This window comes from Arsukibacterium sp. MJ3 (assembly GCF_000987765.1).
Taxonomy (GTDB): domain Bacteria; phylum Pseudomonadota; class Gammaproteobacteria; order Enterobacterales; family Alteromonadaceae; genus Alishewanella.
Genome location: NZ_LAHP01000021.1, coordinates 34897 through 58943, shown reverse-complemented (window position 1 = coordinate 58943; position 24047 = coordinate 34897). Strand labels below are relative to the sequence as shown.

The 24047-nt window shown below is 47.2% G+C and carries 21 protein-coding genes; 9 read left to right on the top strand and 12 right to left on the bottom strand.

All coding sequences use genetic code 11. The features are described from left to right. Window positions 1-45: 45 nt before the first annotated feature. Window positions 46-210 carry an ATP-binding protein gene (locus VT06_RS17845; RefSeq protein ID WP_369796920.1) on the bottom strand — a complete coding sequence of 55 codons (165 nt, stop codon included), beginning with the start codon at window positions 208-210 and terminating at the stop codon, window positions 46-48. On the opposite strand from VT06_RS17845, the gene VT06_RS18480 reads away from it, so the two are divergent. The 6 genes from VT06_RS18480 to VT06_RS14130 all read left to right on the top strand — a co-directional run bounded on the left by VT06_RS18480 (window position 161) and on the right by VT06_RS14130 (window position 5137). Further along, the gene (locus VT06_RS18480) at window positions 161-325 is read left to right on the top strand and encodes a hypothetical protein (protein ID WP_200897994.1); all 165 of its coding nucleotides are present in this window, start codon (window positions 161-163) and stop codon (window positions 323-325) included. The two genes, VT06_RS17845 and VT06_RS18480, sit on opposite strands and share 50 nt — an antisense overlap. Further along, entirely contained in the window at window positions 298-1338 is a 1041-nt protein-coding gene (gene selD / locus VT06_RS14150; RefSeq protein ID WP_046554972.1) for a selenide, water dikinase SelD, read from the top strand. Before VT06_RS18480 ends, selD begins: the two co-directional genes overlap by 28 nt. A 12-nt stretch (window positions 1339-1350) precedes the next feature. Beyond that, window positions 1351-2451 (top strand): tRNA 2-selenouridine(34) synthase MnmH, encoded by a 1101-nt coding sequence (gene mnmH, locus VT06_RS14145; RefSeq protein WP_046554971.1) that lies wholly within the window; start codon window positions 1351-1353, stop codon window positions 2449-2451. A 325-nt stretch (window positions 2452-2776) separates the two neighbouring features. After that, window positions 2777-4057: an MATE family efflux transporter gene (locus VT06_RS14140; RefSeq protein ID WP_046554970.1), complete on the top strand. Its 1281-nt coding sequence runs from the start codon at window positions 2777-2779 to the stop codon at window positions 4055-4057. Window positions 4058-4219: 162 nt separating this feature from the next. After that, window positions 4220-4621 (top strand): hypothetical protein, encoded by a 402-nt coding sequence (locus tag VT06_RS14135; protein ID WP_052750288.1) that lies wholly within the window; start codon window positions 4220-4222, stop codon window positions 4619-4621. 114 nt (window positions 4622-4735) lie between these two features. Beyond that, window positions 4736-5137, top strand: coding sequence for a DUF2177 family protein (locus tag VT06_RS14130; RefSeq protein ID WP_369796919.1), 402 nt, complete (start codon window positions 4736-4738; stop codon window positions 5135-5137). 166 nt (window positions 5138-5303) lie between these two features. Here VT06_RS14130 and VT06_RS14125 read toward each other — a convergent pair whose 3' ends face one another. After that, entirely contained in the window at window positions 5304-6515 is a 1212-nt protein-coding gene (locus VT06_RS14125) for a methyl-accepting chemotaxis protein (protein WP_046554968.1), read from the bottom strand. A gap of 195 nt (window positions 6516-6710) precedes the next feature. Here VT06_RS14125 and VT06_RS14120 point away from each other — a divergent pair, with 195 nt between their 5' ends. Beyond that, entirely contained in the window at window positions 6711-7193 is a 483-nt protein-coding gene (locus VT06_RS14120; protein ID WP_046554967.1) for a DUF4199 domain-containing protein, read from the top strand. A 133-nt stretch (window positions 7194-7326) separates the two neighbouring features. Here the strand turns inward: VT06_RS14120 and VT06_RS14115 are convergent, their stop codons facing one another. Both VT06_RS14115 and VT06_RS14110 read right to left on the bottom strand, forming a co-directional pair. Then, complete coding sequence (locus VT06_RS14115) at window positions 7327-8412, bottom strand: acyl-CoA desaturase (RefSeq protein ID WP_082122542.1); 1086 nt, start codon at window positions 8410-8412, stop codon at window positions 7327-7329. An 11-nt stretch (window positions 8413-8423) separates the two neighbouring features. After that, entirely contained in the window at window positions 8424-9527 is a 1104-nt protein-coding gene (locus tag VT06_RS14110; RefSeq protein ID WP_152659034.1) for a flavin reductase family protein, read from the bottom strand. Between the two features lie 347 nt (window positions 9528-9874). On the opposite strand from VT06_RS14110, the gene VT06_RS14105 reads away from it, so the two are divergent. After that, the gene (locus tag VT06_RS14105) at window positions 9875-12049 is read left to right on the top strand and encodes a tetratricopeptide repeat protein (RefSeq protein WP_052750287.1); all 2175 of its coding nucleotides are present in this window, start codon (window positions 9875-9877) and stop codon (window positions 12047-12049) included. A gap of 72 nt (window positions 12050-12121) precedes the next feature. On the opposite strand, the gene VT06_RS14100 is transcribed toward VT06_RS14105, so the two are convergent. The 8 genes from VT06_RS14100 to VT06_RS14065 all read right to left on the bottom strand — a co-directional run bounded on the left by VT06_RS14100 (window position 12122) and on the right by VT06_RS14065 (window position 21154). Beyond that, window positions 12122-13129: a hypothetical protein gene (locus tag VT06_RS14100; RefSeq protein WP_046554964.1), complete on the bottom strand. Its 1008-nt coding sequence runs from the start codon at window positions 13127-13129 to the stop codon at window positions 12122-12124. Between the two features lie 296 nt (window positions 13130-13425). Further along, the gene (locus VT06_RS14095; RefSeq protein ID WP_046554963.1) at window positions 13426-16701 is read right to left on the bottom strand and encodes a S41 family peptidase; all 3276 of its coding nucleotides are present in this window, start codon (window positions 16699-16701) and stop codon (window positions 13426-13428) included. Window positions 16702-16822: 121 nt separating this feature from the next. Then, window positions 16823-17176, bottom strand: coding sequence for a hypothetical protein (locus VT06_RS14090; protein ID WP_200897992.1), 354 nt, complete (start codon window positions 17174-17176; stop codon window positions 16823-16825). Then, complete coding sequence (locus VT06_RS14085; protein ID WP_046554961.1) at window positions 17161-17508, bottom strand: thiol-disulfide oxidoreductase DCC family protein; 348 nt, start codon at window positions 17506-17508, stop codon at window positions 17161-17163. The genes VT06_RS14090 and VT06_RS14085 overlap by 16 nt, the downstream gene beginning before the upstream one ends. A 72-nt stretch (window positions 17509-17580) precedes the next feature. Further along, window positions 17581-18546, bottom strand: a complete 966-nt coding sequence (locus tag VT06_RS14080; RefSeq protein ID WP_046554960.1) for a calcium/sodium antiporter — start codon at window positions 18544-18546, stop codon at window positions 17581-17583. Window positions 18547-18643: 97 nt separating this feature from the next. Next, entirely contained in the window at window positions 18644-19003 is a 360-nt protein-coding gene (locus VT06_RS14075; RefSeq protein ID WP_235357437.1) for a TraR/DksA family transcriptional regulator, read from the bottom strand. A 33-nt stretch (window positions 19004-19036) separates the two neighbouring features. Then, a complete protein-coding gene (locus VT06_RS14070; protein ID WP_046554958.1) occupies window positions 19037-20839 on the bottom strand; it encodes an ABC transporter ATP-binding protein/permease in 1803 nt (600 codons plus the stop codon). A gap of 33 nt (window positions 20840-20872) precedes the next feature. Then, window positions 20873-21154: a pyrimidine/purine nucleoside phosphorylase gene (locus VT06_RS14065; protein WP_046554957.1), complete on the bottom strand. Its 282-nt coding sequence runs from the start codon at window positions 21152-21154 to the stop codon at window positions 20873-20875. A gap of 256 nt (window positions 21155-21410) precedes the next feature. On the opposite strand from VT06_RS14065, the gene VT06_RS14060 reads away from it, so the two are divergent. Beyond that, entirely contained in the window at window positions 21411-24005 is a 2595-nt protein-coding gene (locus VT06_RS14060) for an ExeM/NucH family extracellular endonuclease (RefSeq protein WP_046554956.1), read from the top strand. Window positions 24006-24047: the final 42 nt, after the last annotated feature.

The following is a 24047-nucleotide window of genomic DNA, read 5'->3' as shown; positions in this document are numbered from 1 at the left end:
TTCTATCCGATCGCTTCATAACCTTCTTTTTCGCCAAGTCTCTTTTTACGCTAAGTGATCGGATTGGTCTAGTTTTCTCATCGATTCTCCTGCTAATTCGACGCGGTGGCTGTTGTGTAATAGTCTATCAAGTAGTGCATCAGCAACCGTTGGATTTGAGATGAGTTTGTACCAATCGGTTGCCGGTATCTGGCTAGTAATAAGCTTCACCAGCGGGCATTCACCGCTAAATGAAACCTTGTTATTGCAAATGGCTTTGGGTATGTTGGCGCTATTACGGATTAGTGAAGTGCTGTTATGTCTGATTTATCTGCTATCAAATTAACCGAATATAGCCATGGCGCTGGTTGTGGCTGTAAAATTTCGCCGCAAGTACTGGATACTATTCTTAAAACCAAGCTGAGTTTTACCGATAGTAATCTGCTGGTAGGTAATGCTACAAAAGATGATGCTGCGGCCTACGATTTGGGCGATGGTACTGCGCTGCTTAGCACCACCGATTTTTTTATGCCCATTTGTGATGACGCCTTTGACTTTGGCCGCATTGCCGCCACTAATGCCATTAGTGACATTTACGCCATGGGTGGCCAGCCGTTAATGGCTATCGCCATTTTGGGTTGGCCGGTAAATATGTTACCTGCCGAGCTGGCACAACAAGTGCTGGAAGGGGCCCGGCATACCTGTAAAGAGGCCGGCATTATGCTGGCCGGAGGCCACAGTATTGACGCACCAGAGCCGATATTTGGCTTGGCAGTATCGGGTAGAGTGGCTATTAGCAACTTAACACAAAACAACAGCGCCAAAGCGGGTGACCGTTTATATTTAACCAAGCCATTGGGTGTGGGCATATTAACCACGGCACAAAAACAGAAAAAACTGCAACCTGAACACGCTACATTAGCGCGCGATACTATGGTGCAGTTAAACCGTATAGGCGCTGATATTGCTAAGCTGGATGGTATTAATGCCATGACCGACGTAACCGGTTTTGGCTTGCTGGGCCATTTACTGGAAATGTGCGAAGGCAGTGGCGTTAATGCCGAGCTGGACAGCCATGCGGTGCCGTTGTTGCCGCATGTAGCCGATTATATCGCACAAGGTTGTATACCCGGTGGAAGCGGCCGAAATTTTGCCAGCTATGGTGCTAAGGTATCACCGTTAAGTGCGCAGCAGCAGGCCTTATTTTGTGATCCGCAAACCAGTGGTGGCTTGTTGGTGGCGGTTAGCCCAGAGGCTGAAGCGGCCTTTATTCATCTGGCGGTAGAGTACGATTTAATGCTACAACCTATTGGCGAGCTAACCTTGCAGAAAAAAGGCCATCGTGTCCGTGTACGTTAAGGCTTGGGTGTAATGAACATTAACTTGCCGTTAAGCGAGAACTACCACGACATACTTTGTCAGCAGATCCCGCTGCTAGATTTACGTGCGCCACTGGAGTTTGCCCGCGGTGCTTTTAGTGGCAGTGTTAACCTGCCTTTAATGAGTGATACCGAGCGCGCGGCCATAGGCACCTGCTATAAACAACAAGGCCAGCAAGCGGCAATAGCGCTGGGCCACCAACTGGTGAATGGCGCGATAAAAGCCGTTAGGGTAGAGGCCTGGCGTAATTTTGCCCTAGCACAGCCACAAGGTATGTTGTACTGCGCCCGTGGCGGGCTACGTTCGCAAATTTCCCAGCAGTGGTTGGCAGAGGCCGGTGTGGTGTATCCACGGGTAACCGGCGGCTTTAAAGCACTGCGTCAGGCCGCCATTAACGCCATTAATTACGCTGCAACCAAACCATTGTTACTGCTTGCCGGGCCAACCGGCAGCGGAAAAACCCGTTTATTACAACAGTTAAACGCCGTTGATTTAGAAGCACTGGCCAACCATCGTGGCTCAGCGTTTGGTCGTAAGCTGGCTGCGCAGCCAAGCCAAATTCGCTTTGAAAACGATTTAGCCGGGGCGCTGCTGCGGGTGCAGGCTACTGAACCGGCTTACTTGCTGCTGGAAGATGAAAGCCTGCTGATTGGGCAGCGCACCCTGCCGCCTTCGCTGTATCAGGCGATGCAGCAAAGCCCTCAGTTATTATTGCAAGAGCCGCTGAGTGAGCGTATCGAGGTAATACTACAAGATTACATTATCGATTTACGACAAGAAGCAGTAGATTTGTATGGTGAGCAAGGTTTTAGTGAATTTAGCAGCATGCTACAACAAGCAATGGCGCGTATTCGTAAGCGATTAGGCGGCGCGCTGTACCAAGAGTTAAATGCTTTACTGCTGCAAGCGTTGTCTGAGCAACAACGCAGTGGCGATATCAGCTTACATCGCAGTTGGATAGCGCGGTTGCTGTGCGACTACTACGATCCAATGTATCTGTATCAATTGCAAAAGCGCGGCTTACCGGTGCTAATGCAGGGCAATGCCACTGAGCTTTTACAATGGTGGCAGCAGCAAGCTGAAACCGCTTAACGGGTTACCGTGGTATTTGTTATAAAAACGCTATAGTTCTGCTGTGTTTAACCTAATAAGAACAAAATGTTATGCAAAAATATCTGACGGAACTACGCTGGAAAGTAAGCGTCACTTCCGTCTTCTCACTCAACGAAGCCGATAAGCTTTGAATTGACGGGCTGTTAAGTGCCAACAGCCGTCATACGTTGTCACCTTTAAGCGCTGCTAACAAAACATTCATTAATATTGTCTACTAAGGAATTTTGCCATCAAACCTGCGGCACCAGAGTTTAAAACGAGGTCTCCTGACCCCTCTCTTACCAGTGGCTCGATTTTATCGCATATGATCCGACTTGCTATACCTGCGTCAATGGGCATGTTGTTTAACACGCTATACAATCTAACTGACATTTGGTTTGCGGGTTATTTGTCGGCCGATGCACTGGCCGGCATGTCGATTGCTTCAAGCGTATTTTTCTTACTCTTGTCGATTGGTATTGGGATCCAGTCAGGTGCTTCGGCCATGATTGCTCCTGGCGCTGGACGAAACGACACCAGCGGAGTAAAAGACTGGGTGAATAATGTCTGCGGTATGGCCATTGGCTTTAGTGCGACATCATGTGTTATTGGTTATTTTACCGCTCAGCCTTTGGTGGTTTTACTTGGCGCCGAAGCGCATATCGAACCTTTGGCGATGGAGTATTTGTGGGTAACGTTGGCCGGCTCTGTTGGCTTTATCTTGTCGTTTGGTGCCGCAGGTGTTTTGATGGCGCTTGGTGATACCAAATCAAATCGCAATGCTTTGGTCATCGGTTTTTTTGCTAACTTTATCTTAAATCCGTTGTTTACCTTTGCCCTAAGTCTGGGTGTCAGTGGCATTGCCTTGGCAACTGTCGTGATAAAGTTTGCGACGGCTTTTTACTTGTTGCGGGTGTTAGCTAAGCGCTTAGAAATACGTATCAGGCCCAGATTTGATTGGCCACGACATAAGGCTTTGTTGAGGCAAGTGCTACCAGCAAGTTTTAATATGTTGACGATTGTCTTGGGCAGCTTCATTACAGTGGCCTTAATAGGTCAATTTGGCAGTGAACATGTTGCGGGTTACACCATTGGTTTACGTCTTGAGCAAGTACTGTTGTTGCCTGCGCTGGGCCTAAATAGCGCTGTTATGGCTATCGTAGGGCAAAATATGGGGGCGGGCAAAAACGAACGCATCGTAGAGGCGTTTCAAAAAAGTTTACTGATTGGGCTTGCCATGGCGGTGGTGTCCATTCCGCTGATGTGGTTTTTATCCCCCTTTACCGTTGGTTTATTTACTGATAGCGAGAGCATCAAAAGCACAGGCATAACCTACCTTCGAATTGATACATTAGCGTTTTATGCTTATGTAGTGTTGTTTCAAAGCGTCGCGGTTTTGCAGGCCATTCAAAAGCCTATGTTCCCCTTATATTTGGGAATTGCGCGCCAACTTGTTATTCCAGGCTCGATCAATTATGTGTTGATTATGGTGTACGATTTTCCGATGATATCAATGTTTTATACGATTGTGATTGTGGTTATCGTTAGTGCCGTTGTGGCCTATTTTTATACAAAGCATGAGATTGATTTACTGCCTGGTCGTTGATGAATCAAATGGAATCATTAGGTCTACCAACTATCGGCCCAAAGCGGAAGCTCCTTAATAAAGACCTACTCAATTTGTTTAATAAATAAGCTTCCTTTTCGACAGCTTTGTGTCTATACCAAGATATCACCTAATGGCTTGTCAAATTATCGGGAGGTCATTATGGACAAACGTATTGCTTGGAATAAAGGCCGGCTTGTTGGGCAAAAAGTGCCGTTGAAACTACAAGAAATTTGGTCGATTCGAACGAGGCTTGAGATCGCCAATAATATTAGGGAATTGGCTATGTTCAATCTTGGGATTTATTCAAAGCTTAGAGCTTGTGATCTTGTTGCACTTAAAGTAGCAGATATCATGCGCTCTGGTGATATTCTGGCCAGAACCAGTATCGTTCAACACAAAACAGGTACGCACGTTCAGTTTGAAATCACGCCACTAACCCGCAAAACAGTCAAAGCATGGATAGATAATAAATCATTGAAGTATGTCGATTTTTTGTTTCCCTCCCGAATGCAAAAAGGGCATGCATATAACGACACGGAGCTATTTTCGAATGGTGCTTAAATGGATTAAGTCGATTGGTTTAGATCCTAATAATAAACTAATTGAAAATGCGACGTTTCGCTGATTCTCAGTGATAAAATTTCTGCGTTGCGTCTTTGGATAAAAATCCTCGGAGTGGACACTGTGACCTTATATTTCCTTACCGCCTTAATATTTCTCGCATTGGACGCCGTAATGCTTACCTTTGTGATGAAGCCACTTTTTACGCAACATCTTGGCGATTCAATGCGAGATGGTCTGATGTTGGCCCCAGCTGGACTATTTTATCTCGCTTATGTTGCCGGATTGGTTTTTCTTGTTTCAATGCCCGCGTTGCGTGACGCGGATCCAGCCCGCGCGGGTTTGCATGGCGCGATTATCGGCGCGATGGCTTACGGGACCTACGAATTCACGTCCATGTCGATCATGAAAGACTGGTCGTGGGTGATGGTTGTGACCGACACAACGTGGGGCGCTATGTTGACAGGATTTTCTGCATGGGCTGCTGTCTGGTTGTTGCTGCGTTTTCAAAGCTGAGGCGCAAAGGATCCGTAGGAAGTGGTTTCCACCACGAAGACCTCGCCGCAAATGTCGCCAGAACTATTTATGAAGAAACGTTAAACTTGCTCATTTTCTGCACATTTCTTACGTAATTTTTTGATCTGACCCCAATTATCTGTGACCCCAATTATCATGTGATAACTTAGCTGCGGGCAAAACGGCCCAGTTGCTGCTGGGTGCGGGCGGTGCCGCTTAGTAAGTCTTTCGCTGCCTGGTCAATAGATGCCATCTGCTGGTGGGCATCAGATGTCACCGTTTCTATGGCTGTTAAATGTTGGTGCGTTTGCTGATAGCGTTGTTCCAGCTGCAATACGGTCTGGCTGATGTTCTGAATACCACTTTTCGCTTGCTGTAATTCCTGCTGTAATTTACCAAATTCACCGCTGGTATCGGCGATTTGTTGCTGGGCCTGCTGCGCTTGCTGATTCAGGCTTTGTGACTCGGAACGGGTTTCAGCCACCAGTTGTTCCATTTCATTTAAAAAACCGGAAATTTGCTTGGTGGCATCATTTACCTTAGCGGCCAGGGTACGTACTTCATCGGCCACCACGGCAAAACCCCGACCGGCATCACCAGCGCGGGCGGCTTCAATGGCAGCGTTAAGGGCCAGCAGGTTCGTCTGATTAGAAAAGGTTTCTACCATAACCAGAATTTGCCGCACATTTTCGGAGTTTTTATGCAGGCCATTAATGGTGGTGCCAAAGGTGTCTAACAATTTAACAATACCGCCCAGCTGGTCGCTCAGTTGCTGCATCTGGCCACTGGCCACTTTTGCTTTATCTACCGCATGGCCCGATACCTGGTTAACTTCATCGCCATGCTGGACAATTTCGGCCAGATTATCTAACACCTGATCACTATCGCGACGAATTTGACCGCTGCGTTTTTCAGTATCCTGTAAATGCTGACGGGTACTTTTTACGGCAGTCGAAACCTGTTCATTTACCTGATGCGTTTCGCGTGCCTGTTGGTGAATATCAGCCAGCAATACGCCCAACTGGCTGACAAACTGGTTGTACTCTTCAGATAGGGTACGAAACTCATCAAAGGTGAACGCCGGCAGACGCAGGTTTAAATCGGTGCCTTTGCGGTTAGTATCGTGCAGCGCCGCCACCAGGGTTTTTACTGGCCGGACGAATAAGTGATGCATATAACCAATGGTAAAAATAAAGGCACTGAGGCCCAGCACCAAAAGAGTCCACCAGCGGCCATTGGCGCCACCTTCGGGGTAAGCGAGATACAGCGCCAGCAGAAAAAAAACAGCCAGAAAACTGATGTTGCCGACTATTTTCCGGCTTAATGTGCCAAAAAAGGTGCGTTCTACAAAAAGATAAAGAGAGGAAACGCTGCTCATAAAATTACAAACCCTGTCAGGCGAAACTGAGTAAAACAGCATAACACAGCGTAACCGGGCTCGCGACCTGCCAGCAGCGGATTGATATGATCTACAACAACAATCCGCTAATTTTCTACTAGCAAAAAGTGGCTGGCGTTTAGAGTAAAAAGCGCTATAGTTTTGCGGTGCCTAACCCAATAAGAACAATATGTTATGCAAAAATATCTGACGGAACTACGCTGGGGCGTTATTTTTACGCTAGTGATGTTGTTATGGCTGTGGCTGGAGCACATTGTTGGGCTGCATGGGGCTTATATTGAGCATCATGCCACCTATACCAACCTGTTTGCCATACCTGCCATTTTGATTTTCGTGCTGGCACTGCGCCAGAAAAAACGGCGGGATCACAACGGGATGATGCGCTGGAAACAGGGCATCGTTGCCGGTTTGCTGATAACCCTGGTTGTAGTAGTGCTAAGTCCGGTATCTCAGTGGTTATTCCATACTTTTATAAGCCCCGATTACTTTGCCAATGTCCAGGCTTACGCTGTTACAGAGCAGATGATGACGCCGGACGAAGCTGCTGCGTACTTTACGTTATCAAGCTATATAGTACAAAGCCTGATAGGCGCTGCGGTGATGGGTACGGTAACATCAGTAATTGTGGCATTTTTCCTGCGAAGCAGAACCTCCTGACAATCACCCGCCCCTGCGCGCAACGTAGTGGAGCTTGACGACGAGCGCAAAGCCGCCATGGTAGGAAACCTGCTGGTGGTATTGTGCGGTGATCATCACGTGCAGCCGGTAAAGCAGCAACGAAAACCGAGCGTTAAAGCGTTTTTAGCGCTTTTTCACCGCCGGGTAGCGAATAGCGCAAAATGCGCCAGAATACCGTGCCGTATTGTCTTACAAAACTGCCGCTGTTATAAGGAATGCCATACTTCACTGCTACGGCCTGTACTTGTTTTGCCATCGCCGGATAGTGCCGTGCCGGAATATCCGGAAATAAGTGGTGTTCTATCTGGCAGCTTAAATGACCGGTTAAAATATGTAGCCAAGTCGGGCCGGTAAAGTTAGATGACCCCAGCATCTGCCGGTAATACCATTGGCCACGGCTTTCGCCTTCGCACTGTGCAGCGGTAAATACATGCACGTCTTGGGTAAAATGGCCGCAAAAAATCACCGTTGAGGTCCATACATTGCGGATTAAATTGGCCAACAGGTTACCCGTTAACACCCACAGCCACATTGGGCCGGCAATTAACGGGAAAAAACCATAGTCTTTTAACAGTTGCCGGGCACCTTTACTAAAAAAGGCTTTTTTCAGTGCACTGTCGCTTACCTGAGTAAGGCGATCGGTTTTTTTCTTGCCGGCAAATACCCGTTGGCCGGCTAATTCATGGTAAGACACGCCCCACTGAAACAACATGCTTAGTAATAAATACGTGCCGCCTTGCCATAGGTTACGCAGCCGCCAGCGAAAATCATTACTTAAGCGCAGCAAACCGTAACCAAAATCACGGTCTTTGCCAATAATATTGGTGTAGGTATGGTGCTCAAAATTGTGAGTACGCTGCCATGAGCCGGCATCGCAGGCAATATCCCACTCATAGCGTTTTGAGTGCAATACAGGGTCATTCATCCAGTCGTATTGGCCGTGCAATACATTGTGGCCAATTTCCATATTGTCGAGAATTTTGGCCAGCGCTAATAACAGCACGCCAAGTAGCCACAGCCAGGGCGTAATAAAACCCAGCACCATCAATACGCGGCCGCTAAGGGCGCTTAAGCGCTGCAGCAGCAAAACGCGGCGTATATAGCGTGCATCGTGCTCGCCCAGTTGCGCCTGTACTTGTTGTTTCAGGCTATCCAGCTCGTGCTCAAGCGCCTGGTATTGTTCAGTAGTCAGTTTCATTTAATGTCCTGTTACAGCTTAATTACAAGTTCGGTTACCGGCTGGCTAACGCAAAGTTGAATTTGCTCGCTACCATGACCACTTAACACGCCGCTGCGTATATCACGCACCTGGCCGGATACTTTGTCGCAAACACATTGAAAACACACGCCCATTCGACAGCCAAAGCGAGGGCTAAGGCCATGCTGCTCGGCATTTTGTAGCAAGCTTTGCTGGTTATTAAGGGTAATTTCTGTGGCAGTGCCAGCACGAATAAAACGGGCTGTTAGCGGTTCGGTACTGCCTGCCTGCTGGCCCGGCGTTATAACTGGCATAAGCAGGGCAAGGCCAAATTGCTCTTGCTTAATATGCGCTGCACTTACCCCGCTACTGATTAGTGCAGCCCGCATGTGCTGCATAAACGCTGCCGGGCCGCACAGATAAAATTGTTTAGCATTAGCGTTAGCACAACATTCTGCTTGCAGGTGCGCTGCCGGTTCAATGCGGCTATCCGATAGCTGTAAAGAAAAAAGCGGTTGCTTGGTTGCCAGTTGTTGTAGCGCGCTTAGCAGGGCCGCGTTTTCTTCCCCGCGACAGCGATAATACAAGGTTACCGGCGCTAACCAATGGCGCTGGCTTAGCAACATAGCCGCGATAGGGGTAATACCTGAGCCCGCAGCAATAAATACCGCTGCGTTTGCAGGTTGCTGCCAGTAAAAATCGCCCTGCGCTTTACTGATACTTAGCATGGTGCCGGTTTGCAGTTGCTGCAGCAGTGGGGTAACGCCACCTTGTGCATTCACTTTGCAACACAACTGAATATGCCGTTGGCTGTGCCACAGCTTAAGCGACGAGCAAATACTAAACGTACGGCTTAGGTAACGGCCATTGTGGTTAATGCTAAGTACGATGTGCTGGCCAGGCACAAAACCAGGCCAGCGGCCAGATACCTGCAGAGTAAGCTGCAGCATGTCGTCGGTTTGCCACTGCTTATCCAGTAACGTAGCGCGATATAAATGCGGCATATAGCCTGGCCAACACCGCTGTAATAAAGGCAGAAAATACAGCCGTAAGGTTGGCTGGTTACCCAGCATCAGGCAAAATGAGCGCCACAGTCGTAACAAAAGTTGATCCACAAGTGGTTTCCCGATACTAAGACATACAGATAATTTCAGCGCACACTTGTACACTAAAATATCTGGTTTGGCCAGATCGTGATAAATTAAATTTGTGCATTTAAGTATAAGACACTAAAAATAAACATATTATTTTTTTAAGTGATTTGTGTGCTTTTCTTTTTTCAGTGTACAGATGTGTTTTTTGAAAATGTTATTGCCAGCATAAGCTGTGTGAAATGGCTCTTTCTGGCGGGGTGCTATGCTTTTTAGCAAAATCTGCTAATAACTTATGCGGCAGCTGCGTAAGATACAAAAGTTGGTCTATTCTTAGGCTATTCAGCTAGCGTATAAGTATTTATCTTATTTTGAAAAAATTATTCAGTGAGTTAAAGCGCCGCGCGGTGTTCAAATCATTATTGGTCTATCTGGGCGTATGTTGGTTAGTTTTGCAAATTATCGCGGTGCTTACTCCGACGTTAAATCTTAACCCGCTGCTAGGTTCAGCCTTGTTTGTGTTGTTAATCTGCTGCTTGCCACTGGTTATTTATTTTGCCTGGTATTTTGATATTAGCCTGGCGGGGGTTAAACGAACCCCAGACCTTAACGAGCAAGCCTCTGCTGGCAAAACATCGTGGCAACTTGGCCATTTCGCTGGTCTTACCCTGGTGATGCTGGTTAGTGTCTACCTTGGGGTGGAGTATTTTACGGCTATTAAGCAGCAGCAGTTAGCAAAACAGCAGGCCGTGGCACAAGCCCGTTTAGCCCGCACTGCCATTAGCACTATTGCTGTGTTGCCATTTAGTGATAACAGCCCGGCGCAAGACCAGGGCTATTTAGCGCTGGGTTTAGCAGAGGAAATGACCAGCTTACTGGGCAGTGCCGGTAACTTTAAAGTATCGGCTTCGCGTTCCAGCCAGTTTTTAAGTGAACAAGGCTTAACGGCACAGCAAATTGGCCAGCGGTTACAAGTCGATACCGTGCTCAGTGGCAGTGTGCAGGCGATTGGCAAGCGGTTAAATGTGCGGGTAACATTACTGAATGTTAATAGCGGCAGCACGCTGTGGAGCAATAGCTATGCGCGGGACCTAACCGAAGTATCTGATATTGAGCAGGATATTGGCCGCTCGGTGGTTAATTTGCTGCAGGATAAATACCTTGAGGCAGGTAGTTTTAACACCCTGGCCAGCACCCGCAGTGCCGATGCGTATGTAATGTACTTAAAGGGCCGCGAGCAGTATCGTAAACAAACCACCGAAGCCATGCAACAGGCCCGGCAGTTATTTGAGCAAGCGGTGGCACTCGATCCCGAGTATGCCAGAGGCTATGTTGGGCTGGCGGATACTTTATTGTTGTTGGCTGAGGGTGACACAGTTGTACAAGGCTTTGGTGTAATAAATAAAGATATAGCAGTGAGCTTAGCGCAGCAAAATATTGATAAAGCGCTGACACGCCAGCCAGAATTGGCTGAAGCTTATGCGGTAAGGGGCTTAATTGGCTTTATGCAAAATAAGTTTGAGCTAGCCATCGCAGATTATGAGCAGGCGATACAGCTAAATCCCAGCCTAGCCATTGCTTATATGTGGAAGTTTTTGGCATTAAATTCACTACAGCGCTTTGATGAGTCCTTGCTGGCGTTAGCGCAAGCACAGCAACTTGATCCGTTATTTCACAGCATTAGTCAAAACTTAGGGATAACACTGAGCAAATTTGGCCGCTTTGACGAGGCAATCGCTATTTTTAAGCAAATGCAACTAGATTTCCCACAATCACCGTTTTCTCATCAGGGTTTAGCCGATATCTATTTTGGCCAGGGCAACTTGGTTGGTGCTATTGCTGAAGCGCAACGAGCCATAAAGCTTTCGCCTGATAACCATACTTTGGGCCATAAATTGATTGGCCCGCTGGTGCAGTTGGGCTTAACCGACATTGTGAAGCAAAAAGCCAGTGATCCAGCCTGGACCAGCACCACCGATTTTTATCAGGAAACCTTATTAATTTTTGAACAAGATTTTACCAAGTTATTTTCAAGAATGGACTTTAAGCTGGCGGCAAGCCCAGACGATTACTGGCTGCAGTTTGAGGCGGGGTGGTACCAGGCAATGTTTGGTAATAAACCTCAGGCGCTGAAATTATTGACTGATAATTTAGCGTTGATTGAGGCGGAGGATATGTTTGGTATGCCACATTGCTCGCCGGCAATTGAGGTGGCCTGGGCTGAGCGTGAGCTGGGCAACAAAGCCTCGGCGCAAAGTTTAATTAAGCAGTGCAATAGCTTATTAGAGCAGCAACTACAATCGTCAATAGCTTATTTCGAACTACACTATTTAGCAGCACGGATTTATGCGTTAAATGGCCAGCCAACCGAGGCTGTTCAGGCACTGGCAAAAGCAATTGAAATAGGCTGGCGGGAATGGTGGACCAAGTATGATCCGCTGCTGCAAAGCTTGGTAGGCGAGCCTGAGTTTCAACAGTTAATTCAGTTTATGGATAAGGACTTAGCCCGGCAAAAAGCCGAAGCGCTAAAATTGTTTAGTGAGTAATAGGCTTAAAAGGGAAAACAACAAAACAAGCGAAAGCCTGTTTTGTCGTTTTTTATCCATATTTGTAAAATATTAGCTGACGGTTTTACGTTGTCGTCTTACTATAATGGTTACTAAGCCTATTAAAAACAGTGTGATAGTGGCCGGTGCGTTAACGGGCGTAATAGGGCCAGTAACTGCTGGCAGAATACGTAATATTTCAGCGTCCGAGAAAAACGAGGTTGGTGCAGAAATAATCTCCGAGTTAGACTGATAAACGCTGGTATAACCACATACGAAAATAAAGGGTTCATTATCTTCGCCAGAGCCGTCTGGATCAAAGTCAGGGTTAGGTTTTTCAATACATTTCTCTTCAAATACTATTTCATTTCCAGGCTGGCTGCTGCTCCAGAAAAACCTGCCATTAGTGGAAGATAGGCCAACGCTAACAAAGGCCAGGTAATCACCCGGCGCGAAATCGGTAGTCGGTGGCGTATTTAAAGTTACCCAACCATTTTTTATAATGCCGTCCGGGGTTGTTAAATCTCCGGCGGTATTAATATCGCCGGGTAGAGTAATACCGTTAATATTCCATTTAACGTCGTAGCTAACATCTGGCGTGTCAAAATACAGGCTAAAAAAACCAAACATATCCAGCGCATCACCCTGGGCAAACTGCCATACGCAAGGCTCGCCATAAATAGCCGCCTCTAATTGCGCGACTAGAGTATCAAATTCCGCTTCGGTAATGCGTCCCTCACTTAATTCGGATCGCAGAAAATCAATTTCTTGTTCTAAATTATTTAAATCGTCCCTGGTATAGCCTTTAATACAATCATTAGGCACTGAGCCTAAACCGCGGCCACCACCGCCCACCGCCCGTAAAATACTGTTAGCGGCAAAAGGGGCATCAAAATTAAAGGCCGATTCAATAATGCCTACTTCGTTTAGATATTGGTTATCAACATAATAAAAAGCCTGCGAGTAATTAAGCGTTAAAGTGCCTCTGCCGCTAGTTCTAACCAGGCCGGCATCGGCAAACTGGCTAAATAAAAACAGCGCTAACAAGGGCAGGGTAAGTAGTTTTAGTTTAGCAGTCATAAATATTCCTTAATAGTTACTATTGAACGTGGGCGGTTTACTTGCCGACAGCTAAACGACAGGAAAGATAAGGGCTAGCGATACTACTTTTTAAAGTTGCTTTTAAACATGGTTAAAAAATAAGCAAGATTTAAACCAGAATTGTAATAAGCTTTTTATACAAGTACTTACCCCTTTAACTTTGCTGCTAAAGTTGTAAATTGCAAAATATGCTGACACCTTTTTGCGCCAAGCAAAAAAAAACCGCTGCCGGGCAGCGGTTTTAGTGTTAAAGGCTAAGGGTTAAGGGTTAAGGGTTATAAACCCAATGTTGTTGGCATGGCTGGTGCGTTGCTAAAGTCTTTTGGTGGGTTAGCTTTTAGCTCTTTTAAGGTATGCTCAATGGCGCGCTGCAATTGCACATCTACTCCTTTATTTACGGCTATTGGGTCCAGTTCCACTTCGATATCTGGTGCTACGCCTTCGTTTTCTACCCGCCATTCATTGTCTGGGGTGTAGAAGCGGAAAAACGGTACTACGTGAAAGCCGCCATCTATCATCGGTGGGTTAGTAGAAATACCAATTAAACCGCCCCAGGTACGGGTGCCGATGGTTTTACCAAGATTCAGGCGTTTAAAGGCCCAAGGCAGAAAATCGCCGCCAGAGCCGGCGTCCTGATCTATTAACATGGTTTTCGGGCCATAAATGCCGCCGCCCGGTGTGGTAAAGACCAAACCATCACGGTCTTTCCAACCGGATAAAAATGGCCGGCCGAGAATTTCAGTAATGTAGTTCGCTGCCTGGCCGCCACCGTTTTTACGCTCATCTAAAATAATCGCCGGTTTGTCGGTTTGGGCAAAGAACATGCGGTTAAAAAAGTAAAAACCACCGTCTGCGGTATTGGGTAAATAAACATAGGCTACTTTGCCATCGGTTTGCTCTGCCACCAGCTGCCGGTTTTGCTCTACCCAGTGCCACAGCCGCAACTGGCTGTCGTTAGCTACCGGCTCAACGGTGATATTACGCTGGTTTTTGCCACGGGCATCGTCGGCAATGCGTAATACAGTCTGTTTACCCTGGGTGTTATCCAGCAAGGCAAACACATTATCGCTGGCGTTAAGTGGCTGGCCATTTATCGCCAGTAAATAATCACCGGCTTTAGCACTGGCGCCCGGAACGTTTAATGGTGCTTTTAAAAAGGGGCTCCAGCGATCGCCCTGGTATACGGTGGTAAACTGGTATTTGCCATTGTTAATGGCAAAATCAGCACCCAGCAGACCCACTTTACTGCTGCCTTCCTGATGCACATCGCCGCCACCAATACGGTTATGGCCTACCTGCAGTTCGGCAATCATTTGTACCAACACGTCGTTTAAATCTTCCCGTCGTTGCACGTGGGCTAGCATAGGCTGGTATTTGTCGTAAATGGCTTGCCAGTTAATGCCATGCATATTGGCATCGTAAAAATACGCTTGCTGCATGCGCCAGGCATCATCAAAAATTTGTTGCCACTCTTTGCCGGGGTCAATAAAACTGCGAACCTCTGCCAGCGCTACTGCTTTAGCTTCTGGCTTGGCCTTGGCATCGCCCACCTCTAATTTGTTTGGCATGCTTAACAACAGTATTTTTTTGCCATCGTCGCTTAAGCTGTAACTGGCAATATCCTGCTTAACGCTTTCAGATTTTTTTTCTTCAAAGTCAAACCGGTACAAGGTAGCATTGTTGCGGCCATCGGCGCCGGGCAATTCGTTACTGCTACCTGGCTGGTTTCGCTCCAGATAAAATAGTGCGCCGTCGCTGGCGACGCTTAAGCTGTCGTAGTTTCGCTCGGCTACCGGTAAGGCAACAATGCGGTCTTGCAGGCCGCTCAGGTCAAGCTTAACTGCTTTAACGGCAACGTTATTGTCATCCTTATCTTTTTTATCGTCTTTTTTTGCCGCTGCCTTTGCGGGCTCATCGCCGCTTTTTGCTAACAGCGGCGATTTACCGTCACTGGCCAGCACATAGGCATAAAGGGCTTTGCGCACCGGCCGCTCGCGGGTAGATAAATCTAGGCCTACCTGAGAGGGGCCGGTATTAACCGAGGCAGTAAAGTATAAATAATCCTGAGTAAATACCGGGTCATCAGCGTGGCTCATGCCGTCGGTAATGAGATTGGCACTATTGTTAGTAAAATCAAATAACGTGATCTGGCTAAAATAATTAGCCGCTGCCACGGTATAGGCCAGATAGCGGCTATCGGGCGAGAACGACACCTTAAATTCGGTGCGACGCTTTGAGGTATCGAGCTTTTGGCTGCGTTTGGTTTTCAGGTTAAAGGCGTACAGGTTTAAATGATTGTCGTGATAAACAATTAGGTTGCCATCGGGCGAAAAGCTTAACAAGTTAAAATAGCCAGTGTCGGCCAGGGCAAAGCTGTCGGGTGCACTTAACCCATCTTGAACTTCAATTACCAGCTGGTGCTTATTGCCGGCATCGGAAATATAGGCCAGTTTAGTCGCGTCCGGGCTCCATATACCGTCAAATTCACGTACACCGCTAGTTTGCGTAAGGTTGCGGGTAGAGCCATCTGCTACCGGTACCGTGAAAATATCGCCACGGGCACTAACTATAACCCGCTGGCCGGTGGTGGATAACCGGGCGCTGGTGAGGGTTTTGCTGGCATCTTTCCACTGTGGCCGTTTTTGAACTGACTGCGTGTTAATACTAATGTTAATTGGCGTGCTCTGGCCTGTGCTAACGTCAAACTGATGTAAAAAGCCACCGGCTTCATACACTATGCTGTTGCCATGGCCCGCTGCACTGCGTAGATCCCAGTCGGTATTTTTAGTGAGTTGTTGCACTTGCTTATCACGATAGTGGAAGAGGTTAACGGCAGTGTTGTCTCTATCAGATAAAAAATACACGGTGTCGCCAAGCCAGAATGGGTTAAATTCGTTGGCATTGGGGTGGGGGATTTTCTCCAGTTGTTGTTTTTCTAAATCAATAATCCACACCGGTGGTGTGCTGCCACCACGGTGCAAGCGCCAGCCACTGCTGCCACTATACGCCATATTGTTTGGCCGGTAGGCTAACTTTTTACCATCAGCTGACAGCTTACCTTCAAAGGCAACTGCTGCCATCAATTTGCTGGGGTACCCTCCATCGACACTTATCTGGTACAACTGATTACTGCGACTGTTGGCAATTTCCCGGTTGGAGGCAAATAGTACGCTTTTGCCATCCGGACTCCAGCCATTAACGGTGTCGGTACCTGGATGAAACGTTAGCCGCGTTGCTGGGCCGCCACTGGCGGGCATTACATACACATCGGTGTTGTTGTCATAACTGGCTGAAAAGGCCAGCCAATTGCCGTCGGGAGAAAACGTTGGGGCAAATTCACTGGCCGGATGGCTGGTAAGCTGGCGTGGGTTTTGGCCATCCCGGTCGGTTACCCAGATATCGCCACCATATACAAACGCTAGCTTATTTGCTGTTATATCAGGCTGTTGTAGCAGACGGGTTTGATTATCTGCGCTATCGGCCTGGGCAGTGAAGGCCGTTAGGCCCAGCCCAATGCCGCACAGCAGTGCAAGTTGCTTTGGTGTAAACATGCAAATCCTCTGAAGTTATTATTTTGCGGTTGAAGTAATATCACCCCCAAGTAATAGCACAGCACTGCGCCGGACTAAAACAAAAACACTGTAAGCAGAGATTTCTATGCGATTAAAAGCGTTAAAGCAGGGGTTGTAAGGCAGCAGCACGTTCTTGTTCGGTCAGTATGCCAGTTAGCAGGCTTTTATGACGTAAACGGCGCATCGTTTCTGAGTTTTCTAGCAAGGCTGTTTTAAAATACGCCGGATCGTCCAACGCATCAAGCAAACTAGACCAGCGTATATAAGCATAGTGTTTAATTAGGCCAGCCTGATAACGTTGCTCTAATTTTTCTACCAGGGGTGGCACCAGGCTTGGATCGGCTATCAGTTTATCGGCTATGGCACTGTGTAACGCCAGTAACTGTTGCTCATGGCCGGGTTTAAAGGTGGTTACGCGGCGGCGACGGCTTGAGTGCATTAGAGCGTGTCGCACTGGTTATTGCTGCAACGTTGCCGGCTGGCAGCCCAGCGATTATACCCCCATTTAGCAACAGGGTAGCAGAGCGGGGTACTCATTAGCCATGGCAAAAAGCGCCAACCGGCCAGCCGCCAATAGCTTAGCGTAGCGTCTATACCGGTAATAAATTGGCTACCGTCCCATAAATGAATAACGGCCAACATTTGTTGTTTACTGGCACCTTGATAACCTTGAAAATCCTGCTCGCTAATGTCTACCAGTTGTAGTTTTTGCCGCAACTTCGGACCTAACCATTTAATTTCGTGGCGGCACAGCGCACAGCTGCCATCAAAAAATAATTTTTTCATTGCCGATAACTCCAAATTTGGCGATAACAGCAACAATTACGGTTTTAGTCGCGCTGACGATCACCGGCTCGCTCAGAAGGCGGTGCTAATTAAATAACCGGTATAACCGAAAAATATCGCTAATAACAGCGCGCCTTCCAGGCGGTTAATTCGCCCGGCCTTTTTAATGCCGATACCTAATACTAATACCATAACGGTTAGGCCAAACATTAAGGTCCAATCGCGGGTTAACAGCATGGGGTCAATGCTCATTGGTTGAATTAACGCCGCAATACCGACAACGGCTAAAGTATTAAACAGATTTGAGCCAATAATATTACCCAAGGCAATATCGTGTTCGCCTTTTTTTATTGCCATTAAGGATGACGCAAGTTCAGGCAAAGAGGTGCCAATAGCCACAACAGTTAAGCCAATAACTAAATCACTAACCCCCAGGCCCTGAGCAATATAAACGGCACCATACACCAGCAAGCGCGAGGCAATAATTAACAATACTAAACCTATTACCAGCCAGCTTAAGGCTTGTTTTAGGGTCATGCTGTTACTGCTAAGTTCAGTGGTCATATCAGTTGCCAGCGCATCCTGGGGGTTGCGCATACCTTGCCAGACTGACCAGCTCATTACCGCAGCGAACACGCCAAGTAAACACCAGGCATCAACCCGGCTTAACTGATGATCAAACAGTTGCCAGCCAGCAAATAAGGTAATAGCTAATAACAGCGGTAATTCTTTTTTTAACACCTGAGAGTTGACATTAATCGGGCTTATCAAGGCCACTAAGCCAAGGATAAGTGCAATATTGGTAATGTTTGAACCGTAGGCATTCCCTAGTGCTAACGCCGGGTTGCCATCGGCAGCCGCCATGGCTGATACCACCATTTCTGGTGCTGAGGTACCAAAACCGACAACCAGCATACCGATTAGTAATGGCGGCATGCCGCCATATCGGGCAGTAGACGACGCGCCATCAACAAAACGATCAGCACTCCAGACTAATAATGCCAAGCCAGAAATTAACGCCAACACTGCTAATAACATTATGCTTTCCCTGTAAATAATAATGTCGCCTAGCATATCAGTTGTAAGTTTGCTTGCCAGCGAGCCGCCAGGGGTTTCGCGAACTATATTTTAGTTGTTACAGTGATGTGTTAGCGCAATCAATACATAAGGTGGTAAACGGTACGGCGTTTAAGCGGGCCAGACCAATGTCTGCACCACACTGGCTGCAGTCCAGATAACTACCCTGTTCCATCCGCTGCAGTGCATGGTTTATTTGCTGCAGTTCGTCGGCGGCATTATGCTCTAAACTGTTTAACACCTGCTCATTTTCCCGCTCTGCTGCTTGTTCGGCAGAGTCGGCACTGCGGCCTTGCTTAAAATCGTGAGCAATAGCCGACAGTTGGTGCTCTAACTGAGCTTTCAGAACTAATAATTTATGTTTTAGTTGTTGTAGCGGCATGATGATCCCTATTATTTTACGAGTCAGTTTAAGCATAGACTGCTTTTTGCCAACTAGCGTTGATCTGGCTCAATCCTGCTGCTGCTGTTGTAACTGCCACATTCTGGCGTATTCGCCTTGTCGGGCAATTAACTGCTGATGGTTGCCTTGTTCTGCTAACTTGCCGTCTTTTAACACAATAATATTGTCGGCATCGGTAATGGTAGATAAACGGTGGGCAATAACCAGACTGGTGTGGTTGCGGGCCACGTCACGCATGGCTTGTAAAATGGCTTGCTCGGAACTGGAATCCAGTGCTGAGGTGGCTTCATCAAATACCAGAATGGACGATTTTTTTAAAATAGCCCGGGCAATGGCGATGCGTTGCTTTTCACCACCAGAAACTTTTAAACCACGTTCGCCGACTACTGTTGCATCACCTTGCGGCAGGCTGTCGATAAACCCGCGAAGATGAGCCAGATTAATTGCCTGCTCAATATCGGCAGCGTTGGCTTCGGGGTTGCCATAGTGAATATTGTCTCTAATGCTGCTATTAAACAGCACCGTGTCTTGTGGCACGATAGCAATTGAGCGGCGCAAACTATCTAGCGTAATGCTGCTGATATCCTGCCCATCCAGCTCAATTTTACCGGCGTTTAGGGCATAAAAACGGTATAACAAGCGAGCCAAAGTACTTTTGCCGGCACCACTGGCCCCAACAATAGCCACTTTACTGCCCGCAGGTACGCTAAAGCTTAAGCCCTGCAGAATAGGACGGTCTGGCTGATAGCCAAATTGCACATTTTGAAATTGCAGCGTGCCTTGTTGTAGTTGCAGGGTTTTGGCGTCAGCAGTGTCGGCAATAGCGGGCTGGCGGTTAAGTAGCCCCAGCATATTTTCTAAATCGGTTAATGCCCGGCGAATTTCCCGATAAACAAACCCTAAAAAATTCAGTGGCAGAAATAGCTGGATCATGTAGGCATTAACCATCACCAGTTCGCCCAGGCTAATATTGCCCTGCTTAACTTCTGCCGCAGCCAGCCACATTAAACCGGTAATGGCTGCGGCAATAATTAGTGCCTGACCAGAGTTCAGTGCCAGCAGGCTTAAACGGTTTTTTAACCGTGCTTGCTCCCACTGTGCCAAAAACCCATCGTAAATGTCGGCTTCATAGCGCTCATTATTAAAATATTTAACCGTTTCATAATTTAGTAAACTGTCGATGGCTCTACTGTTCGTGGTGTTGTCAGCCTGGTTTGCTTCACGAATAAATTTATTGCGCCACTCGGTAACGGTTACGGTAAAAAAGATATATAAACCAACAGCAATAACGGTAATAACCGCATACAGCGGCGAAAACAACAGGCTGAAAATAATCGCGACTGCCAGAATTTCAAACAGGGTTGGCACAATATTGAACATTAAAAAACGTAGCAGGAAGCTTAGGCCGTTACTGCCGCGTTCAATATCACGACTAATACCGCCGGTTTGCCGATCAAGGTGAAAGGCCAACTCTAGGCTGTGTAGATGTTTGAACACCTTTAAGCCAATTTGGCGCATGGCATGCTCGGTTACCCGACCAAATAGCGCATCGCGTAATTCACCGAAAAATACCGAGGCAAAGCGTAAGCCGCCATACAGTAATAGTAAGGCGGCGGGCAATATAATGATGGTGCTGACTTTAGTATCGAGCGCGTCGATAATTTCCTTTAATGCCCATGGCATTAACAAGGTAGCGGCTTTGGCGGCTATCAATGCTAGTACTGCCAGCACAACACGGCCTTTAAATTCCATTAAATAAGGCCAGAGTGTTTTGACGGTCTGGCGTAGGTTCATGGCTTCTGAGCGTTTTAGCGGTTCAGGTTGTTTGGCAGTGCTTCGCATACCGCGCATTGCTTACTCTTAATTAATCGTAATCAACCGTCATTATGCATAAGTACACAGATAAGCGGTATCCTGAATTACTTTAACCTGAAACTTAACTTTCGCAGCTACCTGAAAATGCTGGCCACTAATATAGGTTTGCCAGTCCGTTGACCCCGGCAGTAACACCGTTAATGCGCCGCTTATTACTGTCATTACTTCATGCTGGCTGGTTGAAAATTCATACTCTCCTGCCGCCATCACACCAACAGTAGCCGGTAATTGCTCCCCGGCAAAAGCGATAGAGGCCACCTTGCCTTCAAAATACTGATTAACTTTAAACATTTTACTACTCCAATATATAAACGGCTGACTAGTAAACATGATTTGGCAAAAAGATGAAAGGCATGCCACTTAATTAAGATGTCTTGATGGCTACATTGTTTTAGGAGTAATTGTAAAACAAGGACTTGGCTGCGAGTAAAATTTGCTGACATCTAGATGTAAAAAAATAGGTTGTCCAATTTAACCAAAGTTAATGAATCTGACATAAAGGCAGTTTATATTCGCTTGTCCTTAATAATTAAAACAGGAAGAATAAATGAAAATCAGGATATTATCAGCAACCATCGCCATGTTATTGGCGCCGGCAGTTCATGCCGACTTATTTATTTCCGAATATATTGAAGGTAGCAGTAACAATAAAGCGTTAGAGTTTTTTAACCCAACGGCTGCCAGTATTGATTTAGCACCTTATGCAGTAAAGGTGTATTTTAATGGTAATGTTAATGTAGGAACCACTATAAATTTGCAGGGTATTGTTCCAGCAAACAGTACTTTTGTTTATGCCTCCAGTAATGCTGCTGCTGCACTGGTAGCGCTAGCGGATCAAACTTCTGGGCAAAGTCTTTGGAATGGTGATGATGCGATTACACTAACCAAAAATGATAGTGTTATTGACTCAATTGGCCAAATTGGTGTTGATCCCGGTTCTGCCTGGGGTAGTGGCGATATTACTACGGCAAACGATACTTTGCGCCGCAACGCGGTTAGCTATGACATTGACCCTACTGATAGTTTTGACCCTGCGGCACAGTGGGCCGGTTTTCCTCAGGACGATTTTAGTGATATTGGTTTATTTAATGGCAGCGGCGGTGGGCCAGGCGATCCAGAACCCGAACCAGAACCTGATCCGGTTTTAATTTGCGGTAACACCGCTACCGCTATTTTTACTATTCAGGGTAGTGGTGCTGCCAGCCCGTTGCTGGGAGAGGTCGTTCAGGTAGAAGCGGTAGTTACCCAAACATTACCTGGCTTACGTGGCTTTAATGTTCAGGCAGTTGGTGCTGAACAAGATGCTGATCCGGCCACTTCAGAAGGCGTGTTTGTTTTCGTAAACAGCTCGGATATTGGCGTTACAGCAGGCCAACGCGTAAGGTTGCTGGCAACGGTAGCCGAATTTAATGGCCATACTCAACTGACCAATGTTAGTGCTACCCTTGATTGTGGTGTGAGTGAGTTGCCAGCAGCAACACTGCTGACCTTGCCGGTAGCTAGCCTAGCTGAACTTGAAGCCGTAGAAGGGATGTTGGTGCGATTTGAGCAGGCGTTAACGGTTAACGATACCTTTACCCTGGGGCGTTTTGGTGAATTGACACTGGCCAATGGCCGGCGCTATACGCCAACCCAGGTGGTTGCTCCAGGTGCGGATGCCATTGCCCTGGCTGCAGCGCAGCGCTTAAACCGGATTATTCTGGATGACAATAGTACGGTTCAAAATCCGGCCCAGGTTCCTTATCCCGCGCCTGGCTTATCTGCAGCTAACCCAGTGCGTGGCGGGGACACCATAGTAGGTTTAACGGGTACTCTACATTATTCATTCAGTGAATATCGCATTATGCCAAGTGAGCCGGTAACCATCCTGGCAGACAACCCAAGAACGGCAGCTCCGACGTTACACTCAGATGGCAATGTAAAAGTGGCCAGTTTCAATGTCTTAAATTATTTTAATGGCGATGGCTTAGGTGGTGGTTTCCCTACAGCACGTGGTGCCAATTCTGCTTTCGAGTTTGAACGGCAACGAGAAAAAATTCTGGCCGCGTTGGCCGCAATGGATGCCACTGTTATTGGTTTAATGGAGTTGGAAAACGATGGCTTTGCCAGCACCTCAGCGATAGCTGATTTGGTTGACGGTTTGAGAGAAGCAAGCGGTCAACCCCAATGGCAGTTTGTACAAACGGCGGTAAGCCCGATTGGCACTGACCAAATAACGGTTGGCTTGCTTTATCGTGCTGATTTATTGCAACCGGTAGAGGCTGCCCGTTTACTTGATTCAAACAATTCGGCGTTAGACGATGCTGGCCAGCCGTTATTTGATGATAACCGCAACCGACCCATGATGGCGCAGCGCTTTCGGTTAATCGCAAACGATGCCGAGTTTGTAGTAATGGTGAACCATTTGAAATCGAAAGGTTCAGGCTGTGGTGCTGCTGATGGTGATAATGGCGATGGCCAGGGTAATTGCAATATCAGCCGGACACGTGCGGCGCAAGCTATTGGTATTTTTGCAGATGAGCACTATGCTGATATACCGGCAATGGTTATTGGTGACTTAAATGCCTATGCCAAAGAAGACCCGATCACTACTTTGGCACAAGCCGGTTACTACAATGTGTTTGAGGCGTTAGATAAAGCCGACAGTTATGGCTATGTGTTTCAGGGCTTAGTGGGATCGCTGGATCATGCCTTGCTCAATCAATCTGCGCTGGATGTACTGGCCGATGCAGCGAAATGGAACATCAATGCCGATGAGCCCATCGCCCTGGATTACAACGTTGAATTTAAAACTGAACAGCAAATATATGACTATTACGCACCTGACGCTTATCGTTCTTCCGATCATGATCCGGTCATTGTAGCGCTGCAGCTGGCACCGGTGTATCCACCGTTAACTGCAACACTGGAATTAATCCGGGTAAATCGTGGTCGCTCGGGCGCGACACTGGTGCAATTGCGCTGGAGTAGTGATGCGGAGCAAGCGCTGACCTTGTACCGGGATGACAGCCCGGTGGCAATGTTAAGTCGGCCAGGACGTTACAATGATCAGTTTAAAGATGCAGCAATTAACAGCGTGACTTATCGTTTATGTCTGGATGCTACAGCGCAGTGCTCAGAGCCGCTGGTAATTAACTTTTAATGTTAGTTGATAGCTATTTCTAAGCAATCATTTAAAAAAACC